Genomic DNA, 19,960 nt, shown 5'->3' with positions numbered 1-19,960 from the left:
AGATTATGATAAAGTCTTCTTTAATAGGTACAATTGCAAAAAAGAATCCCAAACTAAACTACCAGGATGTTGAAAAAATAGTCAATATGTTGTTGGAAGAAATGACACAAGCTCTGGCAAATGGTGGACGTGTTGAAATCCGAGGTTTCGGAAGTTTTTCTGTTAGAAAACGCGCTGCCAGATTAGCAAGAGCTCCACTTGCTCAGAAAGTTATTTCTGTTGAAGAAAAAATGGTTCCCTTCTTTAGAGCGGGAAAAAATTTGAAAGAACGTCTCAATTCTCCTGATAGCACTTTATCAAATTCTTAACCGTGTAAACCAGATAAATTCAATCCCTTGTTGAGAATATTTAAGTGATTTAACTTTTTCTTTATAAAGGCAAAAGAATAATATGGTAATCTTTATAGCGCATCAAGGTATTATCTTTTCCTTAAGTATGTTAGATAACATCAGCACTTGGAAGTTACTTGAGAGGTTTTGTAAATGGTTTCTTGCCGTCGAATGATAATCTTTTCTGCTATATTGTTTTTCTTCATACTGGATCAATCCATTAAAGTAATCATGGAGTCTTATTTAACTCTGCATAGTCCCAAACATATTTTCCATTTTTTTACTCTGTATTTAACACATAATACAGGAATATCTTTCTCGATGCTATCAAATGTATCACCGACAATACTGGTGAGCATCCGCATTCTAATAATCGCTTTTATTTTTTTTATATGGAAAAAAAATCCAAAAACAAAAAGTATATTCGATATAGGATATATCCTCATTACAACGGGTGCACTGGGAAATGTAGTGGATCATTGCTTATATGGCTATGTTATTGATTATATAATGATTCATACTCAAACATGGTCTTTCGCAGTCTTTAATCTTGCAGATCTTTTCATATCTATCGGAACGTGTATTATCATATATGATGATATTATTCTTCAACACCGTCAGAAAGGAAAAATCGATTTTCCTCAATAAAAAGTTGATTTTCCAATAGAAAAAATTTTAAGTTGTTCCTTTCCTGATATACTCTATTTTCAAATATGCAAGGAAGCTTATAATACATGACAAAAGAGTTTTCATCTCCTCAAAAATTGTACTCTGAACAAATTGATCTAGAAGAAAACTTGAAGTCTTCGACTCCTATGATGCGTCAATATATCGAAATAAAATCTATTAATCCCGATAGTTTAGTATTTTATAGGATGGGAGACTTTTATGAATTGTTTTTTGATGACGCTCTCCTAGCATCTCGTTGCCTTGGAATTACCTTAACCAAAAGAGGAAAACACCTAGGAAAAGATATTCCGATGTGTGGAGTTCCAGTACATACTGCAAACCACTATATTCAAAAGCTCATAAAAATAGGACATCGAATCGCTATATGTGAACAAATTGAATCTCCTCTTGAAGCAAAAAAACGCGGGAATAAATCTTTAGTACGCCGCAATGTAGTTCGTCTTGTAACGCCTGGAACGCTTACCGAAGATCAGTTACTTTCTCCAACAGATTCTAATTATCTCATGGCAGTCGCCCGTATTCGGACAGAATGGGCCATTGCATGGATTGATATCTCAACAGGAATTTTTAAAATATCAACGTCAAATCACGATAGATTAATTTCAGATATCATGCGCATTGATCCACGGGAAATTATCTTCTCTGAAAAAGAACTGTCGCATGCTGAATACAAGTCACTTTTTGAAACGTTAGGGAATGTAGCTGTAGCACAACCAAATGTGTTTTTCGATCATTCCATTTCTGAAAGTCGTATTGCCGACTACTATAACATAACAACCGTTGATACTTTTGGTTCTTTCTCTCAAGTCGAAAAGACAGCAGCGGCAGCAGCCATTTCTTACATCAAAAAAACACAGATGGTAAATAAGCCAACTATTGGATATCCTGAACGAGAAGATATACAATCTACATTGTTCATCGACTCTGCTGCTCGTTCTAATTTAGAGATTCTACGCACTCTTTCAGGATCTCGCGAACAATCTCTGTTAAAAACCATTGATTATAGTATCACAGGAGCTGGAGGAAGACTTTTTGCTGAGAGAATTGCATCACCTTTGACTGATTCTACAAAAATCAATACTCGTCTCGATTCAATTAATTTTTTTATTCAAAACCCAATATTAATCAATCCTATACAGAAGATACTAAAATCTTCTCCTGATGTACCACGATCTCTTTCTCGTCTCAAAATCGGGCGAGGAGAACCAAAAGATATTGCTGTCATTCGCGATGGTATACGCTCTGGAATAGATATTTTAAATCTCTTCTTAAAAAATGATCTACCAGAAGAGTTGCGAGGCGCTGTAGAAAAATTAAAAAAATTACCTCAATCTCTGGAAAAAACACTGTCATCAATGTTATCTGACGACTTACCAACCTTTAAAAGAGACGGAGGATTTTTACGCGATGGAGCGGATGCATCTTTAGACGAAACGCGATCACTACGTGATCAATCCAAACGTATTATCGCATCTCTACAGTTGAAGTACGCAGAAGAAACAAAAATTAAGAATCTGAAAATTAAACATAACAATAATTTAGGATACTTCATTGAAGTCACCTCCAGTAGTGCAAGCGTTTTAAAAAAAGACTTAGAATCTAAAGATCGCTTTATACATCGACAAACTATGTCCAATTTAACTCGCTTTACTACTCTCGAACTTATTGATCTAGAAAATCGTATTACTAATGCTACAAATAGCGCTTTATTAATTGAACTAGAATCTTTTGAGATTCTCTCTAATGCTATAATCGAGCAATCAGAATCACTCGATAATGCCTCACAGGTGATAGCTATCATTGATATCTCTATTGCTTTGGCAATATTAGCTAAAGAACAAAATTATTGTCGTCCTATCATCGATAATTCAACAAATTTTATTGTAAAAGATGGTCGTCATCCTATTGTTGAAAAAACATTAAAACAGCAATCATCAAAGCCTTTTATAGCAAATGATTGTGATCTGTCCTGCCCTAATGACAAAAATTCTGGAAAACTTTGGCTCCTTACAGGACCTAATATGGGAGGTAAATCCACTTTTCTACGTCAAAATGCTCTCATTGTAATCATGGCGCAAATGGGATCTTATGTTCCGGCATCTTATGCCCATATTGGTATAGTAGATAAATTATTTTCACGCGTTGGTTCTGCGGATAATTTAGCAAGTGGACGCTCCACTTTCATGGTGGAAATGATTGAAACAGCATCAATTTTAAATCAAGCAACCAATCAATCATTTGTTATTTTAGATGAGATTGGAAGAGGAACTGCCACGTTAGATGGACTGTCTATAGCATGGGCTACTATAGAATATTTACACGAAACCAATCGTTGCCGTGGGTTATTAGCAACCCATTTCCATGAGTTAACAGATTTATCAAAGAGCTTAAAAAGATTTCATAATGCTACTTTACAAGTTAGCGACAGCAATGAAGGAATAATTTTTTTGCACAAAGTCATTCCAGGCATCGCTGATCATTCTTATGGAATACAAGTAGGAAAATTAGCAGGACTACCTAATACAGTTATATCACGAGCGTATGACATTTTAAAAACATTCGAAAAGCTATATCATCATAATCAAAAAGATATGCGACTATATTATCCAGAAATTCAAACAAAAGAATCGAAAAATAACCTATCAAAAAATGACAAACTGTTCGTCGAAAAAATAAAATGTCTGAATCTTGATGAAATGTCTCCATTAACAGCATTGAAAACCTTATACGCTGTAAAGGCATGGACTTTAGAAAAATATTCCACAGATGAAGACTCAGAACCGCTTTCTTCAAAACAAGAAAATTAATTGTAGGGTAATAATAGTATGAATCCTTCTTGTGTCTTTTCCACTACCAATATGCAACATACCATTAATAAATAGCAAAATACTGACTTGACATAGTTACGCAGTACGTGAACCATACACGAAGAAAAAACATATATATACTCCCAACCATCTCCCATCTTAAAATCTAGAACATCCCAAATATTTTCTTCTTATAAATTATGAATTCTTTCCATGAATAAAATTATTTACGACGCTTCCACCATCTTGTTTTTTTGACGATCGGATCAGAACTAGAGTTAGAACTTTCCATCTCAGGAGTACTCACAGGAGGGATAGAAACATCATAATTTTCTGTGAACCCATGAGCACCATTCTCCAATAGATTATGATTTGTTATATCAGAAGGCTCCATGTACATATCAAATGAATCATCGATAACATTTTGAATAGAACTTACATCAGATACCACACCAGCATCATGATGGTCTGTAGCAGGACGTCTACGCCTGCGCCTCCTTCTTCTTTTACGAATAACACCTGTAGATTCCTCAGATACAATGTTATCCTGAATATCTTCCAATGATTCCGATTTGGGAATTGGCAATAGAGCCTCATCTTGCCATACACACTCAATATTTTTATCGTAACTTGGTGCTTGAGAATCAGAACCAACCTTATGCCCAGTATTTACTAGAGCTTGAACGGGAGATCCTTTTTCAATATAAAAAAGCTTATCGGCTAATTCTATTCCAATCACGACATTAATTGAAACACCAAATCTAGCCTCGTACTCAACAATTGTAGCACGCTTTTGATTCAGTAAATATAAGACAACATCCGAATGCGTATGAACGATAATATTGTGAGCAGTATATTGTAGCAAATATTCCTCTACACTCCTTAAAATACTTAATGCTACCGAAGATTGAGAACGAATATACCCAGCTCCTTTACAATACGTACAAACTTTGGTTGTGCTTTCCAAAACAGACGATCGAATACGTTGTCGAGACATTTCCAAAAGTCCAAAGTTGGAAATAGCTCCTACTTGAACACGCGCTCTATCCTTTTTCAAACTTTCTTTAAGCTTCTTTTCAACAGAACGATTATTCTTCTTTTCTTCCATATCAATAAAATCAACAACTATTAAACCTGCTAAATCACGCAGACGTAGTTGACGTGCTATTTCCTCGGCAGCTTCTAAATTAGTTTGAAGAGCAGTATCTTCTATACAATGTTCTCTCGTCGAACGACCTGAATTCACGTCTATAGAGACAAGCGCTTCCGTTTGATTAATGATAACATAACCCCGAGATGGAAGCGTAACCTCTGTCTGATGGAGAGAATCCAATTGCACCTCAATTCCAGAACGAAAAAAAATTGGATGTGGGTCCTCATATTGCCGAACTATTCTAGCATAACTAGGCATCAAAAGTTTCATGAAATCCTTTGCTTCACGATATCCCTTCTCTCCCGAAACAATAATTTCCGATATATCTTTACAATAAAGATCGCGAATAGCTCTCTTAATTAAATTACCCTCTTCATATACCAAATGAGGCGCAACCGAATTAAGAGCTAATTCGCGTACATTATCCCAAAGACGCATAAGATACTCAAAATCACGCTTTATTTCAATCTTCGTACGGGATGCACCTGCTGTGCGCAGAATTACTCCCATACCTGCCGGAACTTCAAGTCCACGAGCAATCTCTTTGAGATTCTTTCGATCAACAGGATTCGTTATCTTACGAGAAATAGTCTCTCCTTTAGATGTATTAGGCATCAACACAGAATAACGTCCTGCTAAAGAGAGATACGTCGTTACTGCCGCACCTTTGTTCCCTCGCTCTTCTTTAACGATCTGTACCAATAAAATTTGACGATTCTTGATAACTTCCTGAATGCAATATTGTCTCTTAAACTTCTTAGGGACATCTTCAGGAGAACCTCCTTTAACATCTTCTACATTAGAAACAACATCATTGTTTGCAGATATTATAGATTCTTCCTCTGTTTCCTGAGAAAAATTCGCTATAGGAGCAACCTCTTCTAAGCTATGATCATTCGGTATAGTAACATCACCATGTGTCACATCATCCGCCACAGCCTCACTATCCGTTTGCGCAATATTGGATTCTTTCAATAACGCCTGACGATCAGAAAATGGTATTTGATAATAATCAGGATGAATTTCAAGAAAAGGAAGAAAACCATGACGATTCCCTCCATAATCCACAAAAGCCGCTTGTAAGGAAGGTTCAACCCGTGTAACCTTCGCTAGATAGATATTTCCCTTTATTTGTTTTTTATGCTCAGATTCAAAATCAAGCTCTTCAACGCGATTATCTCGCAAGACTACGACGCGTGTTTCTTCAACATGCGAAGCGTCAATAAGCATCTTATTAGCCATGAATTTCTCTCTCCTAGGCATTCAATCCATAATAATCTGAATTAAAAAGAATCAGAAAATACGATTGATAGCACTTGATGACAAAGATATTTTGGATCTCAAATGCGCACTTAGTAAAATACGAAGCGTCTCCCTCCGATCGCACCATATAACTCAAAAAACTTTCATACGCATGAGTCAAACTAACTTATAACTATATCCAAAGACCTTCCTAATGGAAGAATCCGACGAAAACCTCCTATCAACCATCAAAATACAGAAGATAGGAAAAACCAATTGTAAATCGAGGAAACTGAGAAAAGCATACCACCTAAAAATAAATGTTACTAGCTTCATGTACCCCCAGTCGTAGAGGCAAATCCTCCCTCTTTAAAAATAATCACATAACTCTACCGATATATTACTCAAAAAAGAAAAAGGTAACAGTTTACTAGTAATTTTTATGCATCAATATAGCAAGTGGGAAGACGCGTTTACTTGTATATTAGAAATTTAATTAATTCATTTAGCAACAATTATCTCACATAAAGTTATCCCTGTACAATAGAAAGAAATATCAGAGAAAAATTTTCATATATTTACAAAAAAATCTTATATTTCCTCATTATAGAGAAAAGCTTGCTTTTCTCTTGAAAATCAAACATAGAGACTTGTTCTAGTTACAAAATCTACTGTAAAGTGCTGAAAGTCAAATTACGTAAAAAATTTTTTGGCATTGAATCAAATTTTGATAACTTTATAATCCAAACGTTGGAGAATTTATATTGTATTATCGTATAGTTAGCTTCATTGGATATTTTTTCGGGTTTGCTACTTATTCGATTCTCGGTGCTATATTAGGAGCTAGCATTTATATAGCTAAAATTTCTCAGAATCTTCCTGATTACGCTGCTCTTAATTCATACTCACCTGCCGTTACTACTAGAATTCATGCAGGAAATGGAGCTCTCATGGCGGAGTATGCAAGAGAAAATCGATTATTTTTACCGATTCAAATCATTCCCTCACACGTTAAATATGCATTTGTTTCTGCTGAAGATAAAAATTTCTACTATCATTCAGGAGTTGATATCTTTGGTATCATGCGCGCTGTCCTGCACAATATAAGAAACATTAGTCATGGACGACGTCCAGAGGGAGCTTCAACTATCACACAACAAGTTGCAAAGAATTTTCTCTTAACCTCTAATCAAACCATGGATCGAAAAATCAAGGAAATCCTCCTATCTTTTCGCCTTGAAAAAGCCTATGACAAGGAAAAAATACTAGAATTTTACTTAAATGAAATTTTTTTCGGATTTAACTCCTATGGAATAGCAAGCGCCGCTCTAACTTATTTTAATAAATCAGTGAGTGAATTAACCATAGAAGAAGCCGCTTACTTAGCAGCTCTTCCTAAGGGTCCGAGTAATTATGATCCTTTCCGCAAGAATAAAGCGGCGATTGCTCGCCGAAATTGGGTCATTGACCGTATGGAGGAAAATGGGTATATCTCCCAAGAGCAAGCTCTTGTCGCCAAACAGAAACCTCTCAAAATCACGATTAAACAACGTAGATCCCATCTTTTTGGAAGTGAATACTTCGCTGAAGAAGTGAGACGACAGCTTATTGATCGTTATGGAGAAAAGGCACTTTATGAAGATGGTTTATCCATACGAACGTCGCTTGATCCACAATTACAACTCTATGCAAGAAAAGCCCTCCAAAATGGATTGATCAATTACGATCAGAATGACGGTTTTCGTGGACCTATAAAGCGCATAGATTTAAAAAAAGATTGGGGAAATACTCTGGCATCAATCCCTACCTTATATGATGTGCCCGAATGGGACATTGCTGTCGTTCTAGAAGTATCCAATTCTCATATAACTATAGGGATCCGTCCAACTATTGACTCAAATGGGAAAGTCACGACCGAAAGGAAAAAAGGCATAATTGAAGCAGATTCGATGCGATGGGTCTATAATAAAGAGCAAACCACAGAAGAAACATCAGAAAATCGCAATGTTCTTTCGCTCGGCGATGTAATCTACGTAGAACATATTAATGAAGGATGGAGACTCCGTCAAATTCCAAAAGTACAAGGAGGATTAATAGCTATGGATCCTCGTACTGGTCGCATTCTTGCCACTATAGGAGGATTCTCTTATTCACAGTCAGAATTTAATCGCTCTACTCAAGCAATGCGCCAACCCGGATCCTGTTTTAAACCAATTGTATATGCAGCCGCATTAGATAGCGGATATACTCCTGCATCGGTCATTATGGATGCCCCAATTGAAGTCGTTTCCAGAGGAAAAATTTGGAAACCTGAAAATTATAGCAAAAACTTTTCTGGTGCGTCCACTTTGCGCTTTGGACTCGAAAAATCTCGTAATCTCATGACAGTACGTCTTGCCCATAATATGGGAATGACTGTTGTAGCCGATTATGCCGAAAACTTTGGCATTTATGATAAAATGTTACCTGTTTTACCAATGTCTTTGGGGGCAGGAGAAACCACAGTACTACGTATGGTCTCGGCTTATGCTGTTTTTGCCAATGGAGGAAAACAAATTCGACCTTCATTTATTGATCGCATTCAAAATAGGTATGGCAAAACCATATTTAATCAAGAACAACGCATTTGTGATGATTGCAATTATGATACTTGGAATGGACAAGACGAACCGGAAATAATCGATAAACGAGAACAAGTGTTGGATCCCATGACTGCTTATCAAATTACTTCTATGTTAGAAGGAGTTATTAAGCATGGAACTGCCACAGGTAAAGTCCGATTGAATCGGCCTGTCGCTGGGAAAACGGGCACAACGAGTAGCTATAGAGATACTTGGTTTATAGGATATACCCCTACACTTGTAGTTGGCGTTTATGTTGGTTATGACATCCCAGCTCCTTTAAACAACCATGCAACCGGAAGCACTCTTACTGCACCTATTTTTAATGCTTTCATGAAAGAAGCACTAAAAAACATTCCTTCTTCTCGTTTTGTTGCTCCACCAGGCATGAGTCTGATTCCTATCAATAAATGGACAGGCATGTTGTCTAAAAAAGGAGATCCTGATACCATTATTGAAGCATTTAAACCTGGGACAGGACCAGCAGAAACCTATACTGTCATTGATGAAGATAGTAATGTTTCTTCCGAAGAAATTCTCCGCAGATCTCCTCAAGCCAATCAAGCAATTAATTCTGGAAGTGGAGGCTTATACTAACACTCGCAAAACAGAAAATAATTGTTAAATTTTTTACGGGATATAGGAACGAAGATATGGCATCCTTAAATAACGATATGCAGAATACTATCAATGAAATTAAGCAGGCAATTGAACTGCTTAGGAGGTCTCTTTGACTGGGATAATGCAGTACAACGCTTAAGTTTTTTGAATACCAAAACTGAAGATCCTCATTTATGGCAAAATGTAATAGAAGCCAAAATGTTAATGCGCGAACGTCAACATCTAGATAATGCGATTTCTTTTATAAAAGAAATCCAAGATCGACTTTGTGATAATCTCATACTCTTAGAACTTGCCTTAGAAGAAGACGATTGTTCTATATTACAAGAAACTTCAGACAACCTCCAAAGAATCAAATTAGAAGTAGAATACAAACAATTTGAAAGCCTTCTATCTGGCGAAGCAGATTCTAATGATGCTTATCTTGAAGTGCATGCTGGGGCAGGAGGAACAGAAAGCCAAGATTGGGCAAATATGTTACTACGAATGTATACTCGATGGGCTGAAAAGCGAAAATTCAAGACAGAAGCTCTAGAAATTCACGATGGAGAAGAAGCTGGAATTAAATCAGCTACGTTATTAATCAAAGGACCTAACGCTTATGGATGGCTAAAAGGAGAACAAGGAGTCCATAGGCTAGTCCGAATTTCACCTTATGATAGCAATTCCCGTCGTCATACTTCTTTCTCTTCAATATGGGTATACCCAGTTGTGGACGATTCAATTGAAATAGAAATAAGTGAAAGTGACTGTCGCATTGATACGTATAGGGCTTCTGGAGCGGGTGGACAGCACGTCAACACAACAGATTCGGCTGTACGCATTACACATATTCCAACAGGCGTAGTGGTTCAGTGTCAACAAGAGCGCTCTCAACACAAAAATAAAGCTCAAGCTTGGAACATGTTGAGAGCCAAACTCTATGAACTTGAATTACAAAAACGCGAAGAAATAGCAAATATTGGAGAATCATCAAAGACAGAAATTGGATGGGGACGACAAATCCGGTCATATGTATTGCAACCATATCAAATGGTCAAGGATTTACGTACGAATATAGAAAAAACTTCACCTTCGGATGTCCTTGATGGAGATTTAGATGATTTCATGAAAGCGACGCTAGCAATCAAAAAATAATTGACATTGCATTAAGAGGAAAATTGTGCTGTTAGAATCCGATCTGACCAAGATCTATGAGAATCAGAAAGAATACGCATGGTTATATCAGAAGATTGAGTTACATTGATTCGCGATACTGGTTCAATAGCCAAACGATCAGCCGTAGCTATTACAGGACGTTGTTTGTGTTCCAAAACCTGAATTTCTATCATAACATCATTGGGAAGAATAGCTCCGTGCCAACGACGTGGCTTAAAAGGACTCACTGGGGTAAGCAATAAATGACGAGATTCTAAAGGTAAAATCGGTCCAAGCGCGGAAAAATTATATGCGGTTGAACCAATGGGAGTGGAAACAACCAATCCATCACAAACTAATTCAGGTAACCTCACTTGATCGTCTACTTTGACTTCTAATTTGGCTGCTTGGACAAGTTGATTCTGACCTGGTTTTCTAATGATAGACACTTCATTGATAGCAAGAATGTTCTCTGCACATATAGAATTGTCGTAATCAAAAACTGTCATTTTTAAAGGATGAAAGGTGCATTCTACAGCAACAGATAAACGCTCTACAAGATTTTCTATGCAATATTCATTCATCAAGAAGCCAACAGAACCACAATTCATACCATATATAGGTTTATCATATTCCTTTGATTGATGAAAACTCTGAAGCATAAAGCCATCACCCCCTAATACGACGATAACATCTGCTTCTTCAGAAGTGCTATTCCCATAAATTTTCACAAACTTATCATACGCTTCTTGTGCTTTTTTAGCATTAGATGCTTTAAAATGGATCTTTTGTATGTTTCTATCCATAATATATCTCTCATAACTCGTTCATGTAGGAAAGAAAAATCGCATTAAATAAATGGACTAAAAAGGAAAATACGGAAAACAACGTTGCAAAGACACCGTAACTCTCCTCGAAAAATCCTTTATTGATATACAACGTTTACAAATACCAACCAATATCCTTGCAAGATCATTTCAACGTAGCCATACAATACATTTATGAAACTTTTATTGTCAAAAGAAAATCCTACACTACTTACTTTATGATTTTTAATTGAGACGTTGGAGACAAAAATCAACTACTTCCATTAAAGACTTCTTCCAAGAGCTGTCAGGTAAACATCGCAGAGAGTCTTTAGCTTTCTGACCATAAGAATATGCTCGATACTCTGTATCTACTAATGCTCTATTCTCTCGCATTATAATAAAAGCTTTTTTTAGATTTTCTACGCTAATTTTTCCATCATTAATAGTCGACTTCCAAAAATTCTTTTCCCTCTTCGTTCCTCTCTGAAATGCAAGAATCACCGGCAAAGTGGGCTTACCATTGCGGAAGTCCTCTCCAATATTCTTACCCATTTCATTGACTTCTCCTCTATAATCTAGAACATCATCAACAAGCTGAAAAGCAATTCCAAGATTCATTCCATAAGATTTAAGAGCTTGCCGTACAGAATTCTGTACTCCTGCAATTAAAGAAGATACCTCTAAAGCGGCAGAAAATAACACAGCTGTTTTAGATTTTATAACATGAAGATAATCTTCTTCTGTAACATCAAGATTTTTGGATAGCGATAATTGTCGTAACTCACCTTCTGCGAGAGTGCACGCTACTAATGATAATGCTTCTAGTGCTTCTTGCGATTTGGTCTCAATCACCATACAAAAAGCTTGACTCAACAAAAAATCTCCAACAAGAACGCTTGTTTGATTCCCCCATACCAATCGAGCAGCAACTTTTCCTCTTCTTAATGCACTATCATCCACAACATCATCATGCAATAGCGTTGCAGTATGAATAAACTCAATAGCACACGCTAACAAAACATGATTATCTCCACGATATTCAAGCATCAATGCCGTTGCTAAAGTTAGCATAGGCCGCAGTCTTTTCCCTCCAGAAAAAATAAGATACTTTACCACATCTGGAATCATTTCAACATCTGAACAGATTCTTTTTAAAATAAGAAAATTTACTTTTTCCATGTCCTTCAAAGTCAGGTCTTCTAGCATTTTCATGAAAAATCATTTACCCCTCTTTGTATGTACAAGGAATCCTCATCACAATAACCATAATCATGAATGTTTATTACTAATGTGATATAAGTTAGATTATATCATCAATATCCGTATCAAATCGCCAAATATTTTGGAACAGTAAACGTTCTTTCTAACAATCTTTTTAGTAACAACATGTTTGAAAACATTAATAATAAAAACGTAGAAGACGAGACAATAGATGCTTTTCACCAAGGTAAGTTTTATCTAGTACAACCACTAACATACGGACACCGCGCTGGGATGGATGCGATGATCCTAGCATCCTTAGTGAACGCTACAGGCTCCTTTCATCTAGCAGATCTTGGAGCAGGTGCAGGCGCGGCTGGACTAGCCGTCGCCTCTAGATTACATGAAGCACAAATTCTATTAGCTGAACGATCCCCATTAATGGCCCATTACGCACGTAAAACTTTGGCATTACCTGCTAATGCACAAATTTCTAAGCGCATTTCCCTTATCGAAGTAGACGTTACATTAGTCGGAGAAAATCGTAATTTAGCTGGATTAAAAAATAATTTTTATGACCATGTTATCATGAACCCGCCTTTCAATGAAAGAATTGGAACTATGACTCCCGACAAAATAAAAGAAGAAGCACACGTAATGTTAGAAGATTCCTTCGAAAAATGGATCCGCACTGCTTGTGCTATAATGCGATCCAGTGGACAATTATCATTAATTGCACGACCCCAATCACTGATACAGATTGTCAACGCTTGTGCAAGACGCATCGGATCCCTAGAAATCACTCCTCTTCATCCTCGAGAAGGAGAATGTGCTTCCCGTATTCTAGTGACAGGTCGCAAAGGCATGCGCGGACAATTAAGATTTCGCTACCCTATCGTTCTCCATAAACCTAATGGTCAACCTTATTCACGTTTTGTCACTGATCTCATTAATGGAAAAAGATCCTTAACACGTTTATAAGAACGAGTTCTTCACTTCAAAAATAATTCTCATTTGAATTTACTCTGTAAAAGGAATATCCTCAGCTATCTTTTACCCAAATTTAAAACTCAGGAAATTTTCACCAATTACTCATCATAGGTTTACAACAGTAGCCATCATTTCTTAATATTCCAACCCACTAGAGAAGAATGTACGTAACACCAAATGTAAACAGATTGAAAGATAAAAAACGATCCCTTCTAATATAAATATTGAGCATTTTTATTATATTATGAGAAAAAACCTATTAGCGAATAAATAACAAATGCTTTTTGACAAGAGTCTACTTCAAACGAAAGGTACTTTATGGCGCCCATTCATAATAAAAAAAATGATCTTTCTTTTCAAAATATCATATTAACTTTGACGCAATATTGGGCACAACAAGGCTGTACGATTTTGCAACCCTATGATATGGAAGTTGGCGCTGGTACTTTCCATCCATCAACTACCTTACGAGCTCTTGGTCCACTATCTTGGAAAGCAGCGTATGTACAACCATCACGTAGACCATTAGACGGGCGATATGCCGAAAATCCAAATCGTTTACAACACTATTATCAGTTCCAAGTTATTATAAAGCCCAATCCGCTTAATTTACAAAATCTCTATATAGAATCCCTCAAAGCCGTGGGAATAGATCCCCTAATCCATGATGTACGTTTTGTGGAAGATAATTGGGAAAGCCCAACTCTTGGCGCTTGGGGATTAGGATGGGAATGCTGGTGCGATGGAATGGAAATATCGCAATTTACATACTTTCAACAAGTATGTGGCATAGAATGTTCTCCCATATCAGGGGAAATTACATATGGACTTGAAAGACTCGCAATGTATGTTCAAAATGTTAATAGCGTTTATGATATTGTATTCAATGCTATTGAAGGACAAAACGTCCTTTATGGCGATATATTTGCCCAATCAGAACAAGAATATTCCCGTTATAACTTTGAATATGCTAATCCAGAGATTTTACATAATCATTTTATCGATTCTGAAAAGGAATGCTTAGATCTTTTAAAAAAAGGCATCCCCAACGAACATCATCGCCATCACTTATGCGTTTTCCCCGCTTATGACCAATGTATCAAAGCATCCCATATCTTTAACCTTTTAGATGCGCGTGGCGTAATATCCACTACAGAACGCCAACGCTATATTCTCCGAATCCGATCTCTGGCAAAAGCTTGTGGCGAAGCGTTCTTAATGACACCGAATGGAGGACATTAATAGTACTCACAACGCGCTAATAAGAATTACGTTGGTATTGTTAGCACTTGCAATAATAGTCAATATCTGAAATAGACCTCCCATATTGAAAAACCATTAACCATTAACCATTAATTTACAAAAGAGAGCATTTATGTCCAAATTATCTTTTCATATTGTACAGGTCACTCCTTTCAAACAAAATTGTACTTTCCTATTTGATGAAGAGAGTTTAGAAGCTGTTGTTGTGGATCCTGGTGGCGATCTTGATATCATAAAAGATGTCATTCAATCTCGTAATTTCCATGTCAAACAAATTTGGATTACCCATGGACATGTTGATCATGTAGGAGGAGCTGCACAATTAAAAGAAGATTTATCTTTAACAATTATAGGTCCTCACAAAGATGATGCGGCGATGATGGGAAAAGTAGACGAACAAGCTAGATTACTATCAATCCGTATGAATGCACGCAATGCTTCATCAGATCGATGGTTGCAAGATGGAGATACTTTACTACTTGGTACACATATTTTTAAAGTGTTTCACTGTCCAGGCCATTCACCTGGTCACGTCATTTACGTCAATTTTGAAAATAATTTTGCTCATTTAGGAGATACATTATTTAGAAGTAGTATTGGAAGAACCGATATTCTCCACGGAGATTACCAGCAATTAATAAACTCAATCAATAATAAAATACTACCCTTAGGAGATGAAATATCCTTTGTTTGTGGGCATGGTCCTAACAGCACTATAGGGAGAGAACGCCGTTTAAATCCTTTTTTAAAATCGAATATATAAGTTCCTAAAAACACAAAAGTTAATGTATCATAACATCAGTCAATCTAACTATTAATACATTAAACCAATATTTTCAAAAAGACGTCATGTATAGCAATATTTTGTTATTCATGACCATCACTATTTAAAATCAAAGTAAAAAATATTCAGGGCTTTATTTCTTATAACAAGCTGAGATATATATAAGCTCAAGCATCCGTAGCTCAGTTGGATAGAGTATTGGATTCCGATTCCAAGGGTCACAGGTTCGAGTCCTGTCGGGTGCACCATTATAATTATAGTCCATTTATTTTATGACATTTATTCATAAATCAATCTTTCCTTACAATAGATAAAAATATCAAAAGCAATTAGCTTATCGCGTTGTTTTTTACCTTGTTTCCTCTTTTGCAATCTAATTTACCTGTATACCAGAATCTAGGCTATTAGCACTCGATACCATAAATAACGTTAATATTTTTTTGTATCCTTAACTTCTTGAGAAAGTGATGCTAATTCATATGATTCACTTAAAAAAAATTACAGGGTTAGAAGAAAAATATACGGTTCTTGAAGCCGTTAACAAGTAAATTTGATAGCTCTGGCAACCTTAATTTACAATCTTCTACAAATAATCAGGCTATACTTACAATATGTTTTATCGATGCGGATAATAGATTTATCTCCCAGATAGTGTTCAGATAAATGATAAAACAATACACACAAAGACATAAAGCTTGAAACTCTAAAAACAAGCCATCATATCAATTGTCAACCTTTAGCCTCCTGTTAATCGAGAATAATCTAAAAATATTGATGTGCATTTTCTCAGGATGATTATACTTCACCTTCTCTAAGAGGTCCTCATCACAAAAAGTTTTTTAGGCCTATGTACAAGATATCACAATTCTATCCTCAATTATCCTCCCTTCTTCTGTGTTTTTCTTTATCTACGCTTTTGCAAAAATATTGTTGTATATTTGACCCAAATAATCTAAGGTTTAGTCAGGTATTGGATGAGTAGTGTTTCTTTTTTTGAAATTTGCAAGGGATTTATGCTAATGAACTTCAGAATAGCGATGTTAATATCTTTTTTAGCGAGTGGCTGTGTTGCGCATGCTCTTCTTACGAAAAAGATTGAAAGTGATACTGATTCCCGTCACGAAAAAGCTACGATCTCTCTGTCTGCGCATGATAAGGAAGGATCGAAACACACAATGAATGCTGAGTTCTCGGTACCAAAAAATGATGAAAAGTATACCATATCTTCTCTTACGAAAAAGATTGAAAGTGATACTGATTTCCGTCGCGAAAAAGCTACGATCTCTCTGTCTGCCCATGATAAGGAAGGATCGAAACACACAATGAATGCTGAGTTCTCAGTACCAAAAAATGATGAAAAGTATACCATATCTGCATGTGCGTCTGACGATAAAGGAAACAAAAGCACGCTATGTGTTGAGTGTCCGTCTCCGAGCACTCCTGGGCAGTATGATCTTAATCATTGTGCCGAATGCGAGAATACGACGTCAAAGGGTTTATGTCCCTGAACTTATAAATATCCGTGCCTTCGACTTTTTTAAAAACTGCTCATCAAAGGTGGCGGACTTATGTCTCGTATCTTTGTTTTCCGTCATCGCTCGATGGCTTCTTGAATCCGAATCATTTACCACTACCTTGTGATTTTCCATTTTTTAACTTTATCAATGTCGGAAGAAAAATTTATATCTGACCTGTATAGATCATCTAAAATATTAAAAGAATCAATCATATGGCTGGGATAATAAAACACTATACTGGGGTCATGGGCATAGCAAAAATATACAAAAAACTATATAAAGAACTTCATGATGCAGATTATGTCTATCACAGATTCAAACGCCCTACGAAAAGCTTGCGAGTTTTTAGATGCTGGACTGCCTATAGCGATTCCGACCGAAACTGTCTATGGTTTAGCTGTAGATTCTAGAAATCCTACTGCTATTCGTCGCCTTTATGAAATTAAAAAACGTCCAGCTATGAATCCTCTGATATGCCATGTAAGCGATATATCTATGGTCAAAAAACATGCATCTGTTGATCCCCTCTCCCTTCATTTAGCAAAATTATTTTGGCCAGGCCCTCTAACCCTCGTCCTAGATCTTCTATCAACAACTGATATCCATCCATTATCCACGGCTAACCTCAAAACAGCTTGTTTTCGCGTTCCTTGTGGATTTACGAAAAAGCTTATTGAGACTTATGGGCATCCTTTAGCAATTCCCTCTGCCAATAGATCTGGACAAATAAGCATAACAAATGTAAAACACATTTTATCTTCTTCTATTTGTAAGGAAATACCCCTTATAATTGATGGAGGAATTTCTAAAATTGGCTTAGAATCAACTATTGTCAATGTGCAATGTGAAAAGAAAGTCCGTATCTTACGTCCAGGTGGATTAGAAATAGAAACCCTCAAAAGAGCTATCTCTGTAGAATTAGAATATTGCGTAGATGAAACTTCTACACCTCAATCACCAGGGATGTTAAAATCGCACTACGCACCACGATCCCAAGTGAGACTTAGAGCTATTCATGTCAATCCTAGAGAAGCTTTGATTCGTTTTGGCAATGTTCCTATTAAAAATATTGAAAATGCCATTATCTCCCTTAACTTAAGCAAAACTGGAAAATTAAAAGAAGCAGCATTTAATCTTTTTAATTACATGAAAATAGCTGATGACAGTGGCGCATCTTCCATCGCCTTTAGCTCTATACCAAACCATGGATTAGGCATAGCTATTAATAATAGACTTGAAAGGGCAGCTGCACCCCGCAATCAATCACAAAGAATAGTTCCATGAATCAATTATCTCTTGATCTTATCCAAAGATTTATATCCATTGTTGGATCCGAGGGGATACTAGATGACCAAAAACTCATATCCCCTTACCTTACAGAAGAAAGAAAAATTTATCATGGGACATCTCCTTTAGTCCTACTGCCATCTTGTACTCATGAAGTATCCCAAATTCTAAAATTAGCTACAGAAACAAATACGTCTATTACTCCTCAAGGAGGGAATACAGGACTTGTTGGCGGACAAATACCACGTAAAAATAGAAAAGATATTATTTTATCAATCAAGCGTATGAACCGTATTCGGGATATTGATTTGAGAAGCAATACCATTGCCGTTGACGCTGGTATTAATCTCTTCAATGTACAAAAAATAGCAGAAAAAAATCATAGATTATTTCCCCTGTCTCTCCCATCAGAAAAATATTGTCATATCGGAGGGAACCTCGCAACTAACGCAGGAGGAACCGCTGTATTATCTTATGGGAATATAAGACATCTCTGTTTAGGAATAGAAGCTGTCCTTCCTACTGGCGATATTTGGAATGGCATGCACAAACTTATAAAAGACAATAGCCGTTATGATATACGTGATCTGCTCATAGGATCAGAAGGAACACTAGGGATCATTACTGGTGCTGTACTTAGGTTACTGCCTTATCGAACTGGGAAACAAGTTGCGTTTATTGCAGTCAACTCTCTCGAACAAGCCCTTCAACTTTTACAACTATCTCAAAAAACTGCAGGAAGTATGCTCACAGCTTTTGAATTAATTTCTAATTTCATACTGAAACTAGTTGTAAAGCATATTCCAAATACTTTTTCGCCCTTATCAGATACATCTCCTTGGTATATATTGTTAGAAATATCTTCTACCGAAACACTAGAGAGAGCTCAGAACATAGCCAATACTATATTAGCTACAGGATTTAACAAAAAGATACTCACCGAATGGATACTTCCCTCCCTTGATGAAGAGAAAAACGCAATCTGGTGTTTGCGCAATAATATTCCCTTAGCACAGAAAAGAGAAGGAAGATCCATTAAACATGATATTTCGGTTCCTATCGGACAAATACCATCTTTTCTACAAGAAGTAAAAAAATCCGTATCATCTATTTTCCCTAAAACACGTATAGGTTTATTTGGCCACATAGGAGATGGGAACATTCACTTTAATGTATTCCCCCCCACTGATGAAAATCAAGATGAATTCTTATCTCTACATTGGAACACAATAAACAACATCGTCTATTCCGTTGTCTTATCTTATGGAGGATCCATCGCTGCTGAACATGGTATCGGACAATTACATAAAAAAAGACTAGAAGGGATACTCGAACCCACAGAAATAAAGATAATGAAAAAAATAAAAGAAATATTTGACCCAGCTGGTATCATGAATCCAGGAAAGTTCCTTTAAAAAATATCTTTTCTATCGCAATACAGATTTTCAGAAAAAATCACCACTAACTTTGCCTCTAATCAAACTTATACTTATTTTTTCTTAATATCTGA

General features: G+C 36.3%; 14 protein-coding genes and 1 tRNA gene. 12 read left to right on the top strand and 3 right to left on the bottom strand.

Going from position 1 to position 19,960, the window contains the following annotated elements:
* Positions 1-5 precede the first annotated feature (5 nt).
* From CD16_RS02315 to mutS, 3 genes are all read left to right on the top strand, one after another.
* Positions 6-308, top strand: coding sequence for an integration host factor subunit beta (locus CD16_RS02315; RefSeq protein WP_015452416.1), 303 nt, complete (start codon positions 6-8; stop codon positions 306-308).
* 174 nt (positions 309-482) lie between these two features.
* Complete coding sequence (lspA, locus tag CD16_RS02310; RefSeq protein WP_015452415.1) at positions 483-977, top strand: signal peptidase II; 495 nt, start codon at positions 483-485, stop codon at positions 975-977.
* Positions 978-1,063: 86 nt separating this feature from the next.
* Positions 1,064-3,826, top strand: coding sequence for a DNA mismatch repair protein MutS (gene mutS, locus CD16_RS02305; protein WP_015452414.1), 2,763 nt, complete (start codon positions 1,064-1,066; stop codon positions 3,824-3,826).
* A gap of 223 nt (positions 3,827-4,049) precedes the next feature.
* Here the strand turns inward: mutS and CD16_RS02300 are convergent, their stop codons facing one another.
* Complete coding sequence (locus CD16_RS02300) at positions 4,050-6,221, bottom strand: Rne/Rng family ribonuclease (protein ID WP_015452413.1); 2,172 nt, start codon at positions 6,219-6,221, stop codon at positions 4,050-4,052.
* Between the two features lie 776 nt (positions 6,222-6,997).
* Here CD16_RS02300 and CD16_RS02295 point away from each other — a divergent pair.
* Both CD16_RS02295 and prfB read left to right on the top strand, forming a co-directional pair.
* On the top strand, positions 6,998-9,439 hold the full coding sequence (locus CD16_RS02295) for a penicillin-binding protein 1A (RefSeq protein WP_040055318.1): 2,442 nt from the start codon (positions 6,998-7,000) through the stop codon (positions 9,437-9,439).
* Between the two features lie 56 nt (positions 9,440-9,495).
* A protein-coding gene (gene prfB / locus CD16_RS02290; RefSeq protein WP_102134466.1) for a peptide chain release factor 2 occupies positions 9,496-10,600 on the top strand; the annotation gives its coding sequence in 2 pieces (ribosomal slippage) (positions 9,496-9,573 and positions 9,575-10,600; 1,104 coding nt in all).
* An 11-nt stretch (positions 10,601-10,611) separates the two neighbouring features.
* Here prfB and CD16_RS02285 read toward each other — a convergent pair.
* Both CD16_RS02285 and CD16_RS02280 read right to left on the bottom strand, forming a co-directional pair.
* Positions 10,612-11,406, bottom strand: a complete 795-nt coding sequence (locus tag CD16_RS02285; RefSeq protein WP_015452410.1) for an NAD kinase — start codon at positions 11,404-11,406, stop codon at positions 10,612-10,614.
* Positions 11,407-11,652: 246 nt separating this feature from the next.
* Positions 11,653-12,621 (bottom strand): polyprenyl synthetase family protein, encoded by a 969-nt coding sequence (locus CD16_RS02280; protein ID WP_015452409.1) that lies wholly within the window; start codon positions 12,619-12,621, stop codon positions 11,653-11,655.
* 174 nt (positions 12,622-12,795) lie between these two features.
* Between CD16_RS02280 and CD16_RS02275 the strand changes: the two genes are divergently transcribed.
* From CD16_RS02275 to CD16_RS02245, 7 genes are all read left to right on the top strand, one after another.
* On the top strand, positions 12,796-13,590 hold the full coding sequence (locus tag CD16_RS02275; protein ID WP_015452408.1) for a tRNA1(Val) (adenine(37)-N6)-methyltransferase: 795 nt from the start codon (positions 12,796-12,798) through the stop codon (positions 13,588-13,590).
* Positions 13,591-13,917: 327 nt separating this feature from the next.
* The gene (locus CD16_RS02270; protein WP_015452407.1) at positions 13,918-14,841 is read left to right on the top strand and encodes a glycine--tRNA ligase subunit alpha; all 924 of its coding nucleotides are present in this window, start codon (positions 13,918-13,920) and stop codon (positions 14,839-14,841) included.
* A gap of 133 nt (positions 14,842-14,974) precedes the next feature.
* A complete protein-coding gene (locus CD16_RS02265; RefSeq protein WP_015452406.1) occupies positions 14,975-15,625 on the top strand; it encodes an MBL fold metallo-hydrolase in 651 nt (216 codons plus the stop codon).
* Positions 15,626-15,817: 192 nt separating this feature from the next.
* A tRNA-Arg gene (locus CD16_RS02260) sits at positions 15,818-15,894 on the top strand.
* A 771-nt stretch (positions 15,895-16,665) separates the two neighbouring features.
* Positions 16,666-17,154 carry a hypothetical protein gene (locus tag CD16_RS02255; protein WP_015452405.1) on the top strand — a complete coding sequence of 163 codons (489 nt, stop codon included), beginning with the start codon at positions 16,666-16,668 and terminating at the stop codon, positions 17,152-17,154.
* Between the two features lie 297 nt (positions 17,155-17,451).
* Positions 17,452-18,447 (top strand): L-threonylcarbamoyladenylate synthase, encoded by a 996-nt coding sequence (locus CD16_RS02250; protein WP_040055299.1) that lies wholly within the window; start codon positions 17,452-17,454, stop codon positions 18,445-18,447.
* The gene (locus tag CD16_RS02245; protein ID WP_015452403.1) at positions 18,444-19,865 is read left to right on the top strand and encodes an FAD-binding oxidoreductase; all 1,422 of its coding nucleotides are present in this window, start codon (positions 18,444-18,446) and stop codon (positions 19,863-19,865) included. The genes CD16_RS02250 and CD16_RS02245 overlap by 4 nt, the downstream gene beginning before the upstream one ends.
* Positions 19,866-19,960: the final 95 nt, after the last annotated feature.

Origin of the sequence: Candidatus Liberibacter asiaticus (assembly GCF_000590865.3) — a bacterium.
Taxonomy (GTDB): Bacteria; Pseudomonadota; Alphaproteobacteria; order Rhizobiales; family Rhizobiaceae; genus Liberibacter; species Liberibacter asiaticus.
The sequence above is the reverse complement of the archived record's forward strand: the minus strand, read 5'-3'. Positions and strand labels throughout refer to the sequence as shown.

Coding starts and splice junctions, on each gene's coding strand:
- CD16_RS02255 (WP_015452405.1), top strand. CDS start 16,666: ATGAACTTCAGAATAGCGATGTTAATATCTTTTTTAGCGAGTGGCTGT.
- CD16_RS02315 (WP_015452416.1), top strand. CDS start 6: ATGATAAAGTCTTCTTTAATAGGTACAATTGCAAAAAAGAATCCCAAA.
- CD16_RS02250 (WP_040055299.1), top strand. CDS start 17,452: ATGATGCAGATTATGTCTATCACAGATTCAAACGCCCTACGAAAAGCT.
- CD16_RS02285 (WP_015452410.1), bottom strand. CDS start 11,406: ATGGATAGAAACATACAAAAGATCCATTTTAAAGCATCTAATGCTAAA.
- lspA (WP_015452415.1), top strand. CDS start 483: ATGGTTTCTTGCCGTCGAATGATAATCTTTTCTGCTATATTGTTTTTC.
- CD16_RS02280 (WP_015452409.1), bottom strand. CDS start 12,621: ATGAAAATGCTAGAAGACCTGACTTTGAAGGACATGGAAAAAGTAAAT.
- CD16_RS02300 (WP_015452413.1), bottom strand. CDS start 6,221: ATGGCTAATAAGATGCTTATTGACGCTTCGCATGTTGAAGAAACACGC.
- CD16_RS02265 (WP_015452406.1), top strand. CDS start 14,975: ATGTCCAAATTATCTTTTCATATTGTACAGGTCACTCCTTTCAAACAA.
- mutS (WP_015452414.1), top strand. CDS start 1,064: ATGACAAAAGAGTTTTCATCTCCTCAAAAATTGTACTCTGAACAAATT.
- CD16_RS02245 (WP_015452403.1), top strand. CDS start 18,444: ATGAATCAATTATCTCTTGATCTTATCCAAAGATTTATATCCATTGTT.
- CD16_RS02270 (WP_015452407.1), top strand. CDS start 13,918: ATGGCGCCCATTCATAATAAAAAAAATGATCTTTCTTTTCAAAATATC.
- CD16_RS02275 (WP_015452408.1), top strand. CDS start 12,796: ATGTTTGAAAACATTAATAATAAAAACGTAGAAGACGAGACAATAGAT.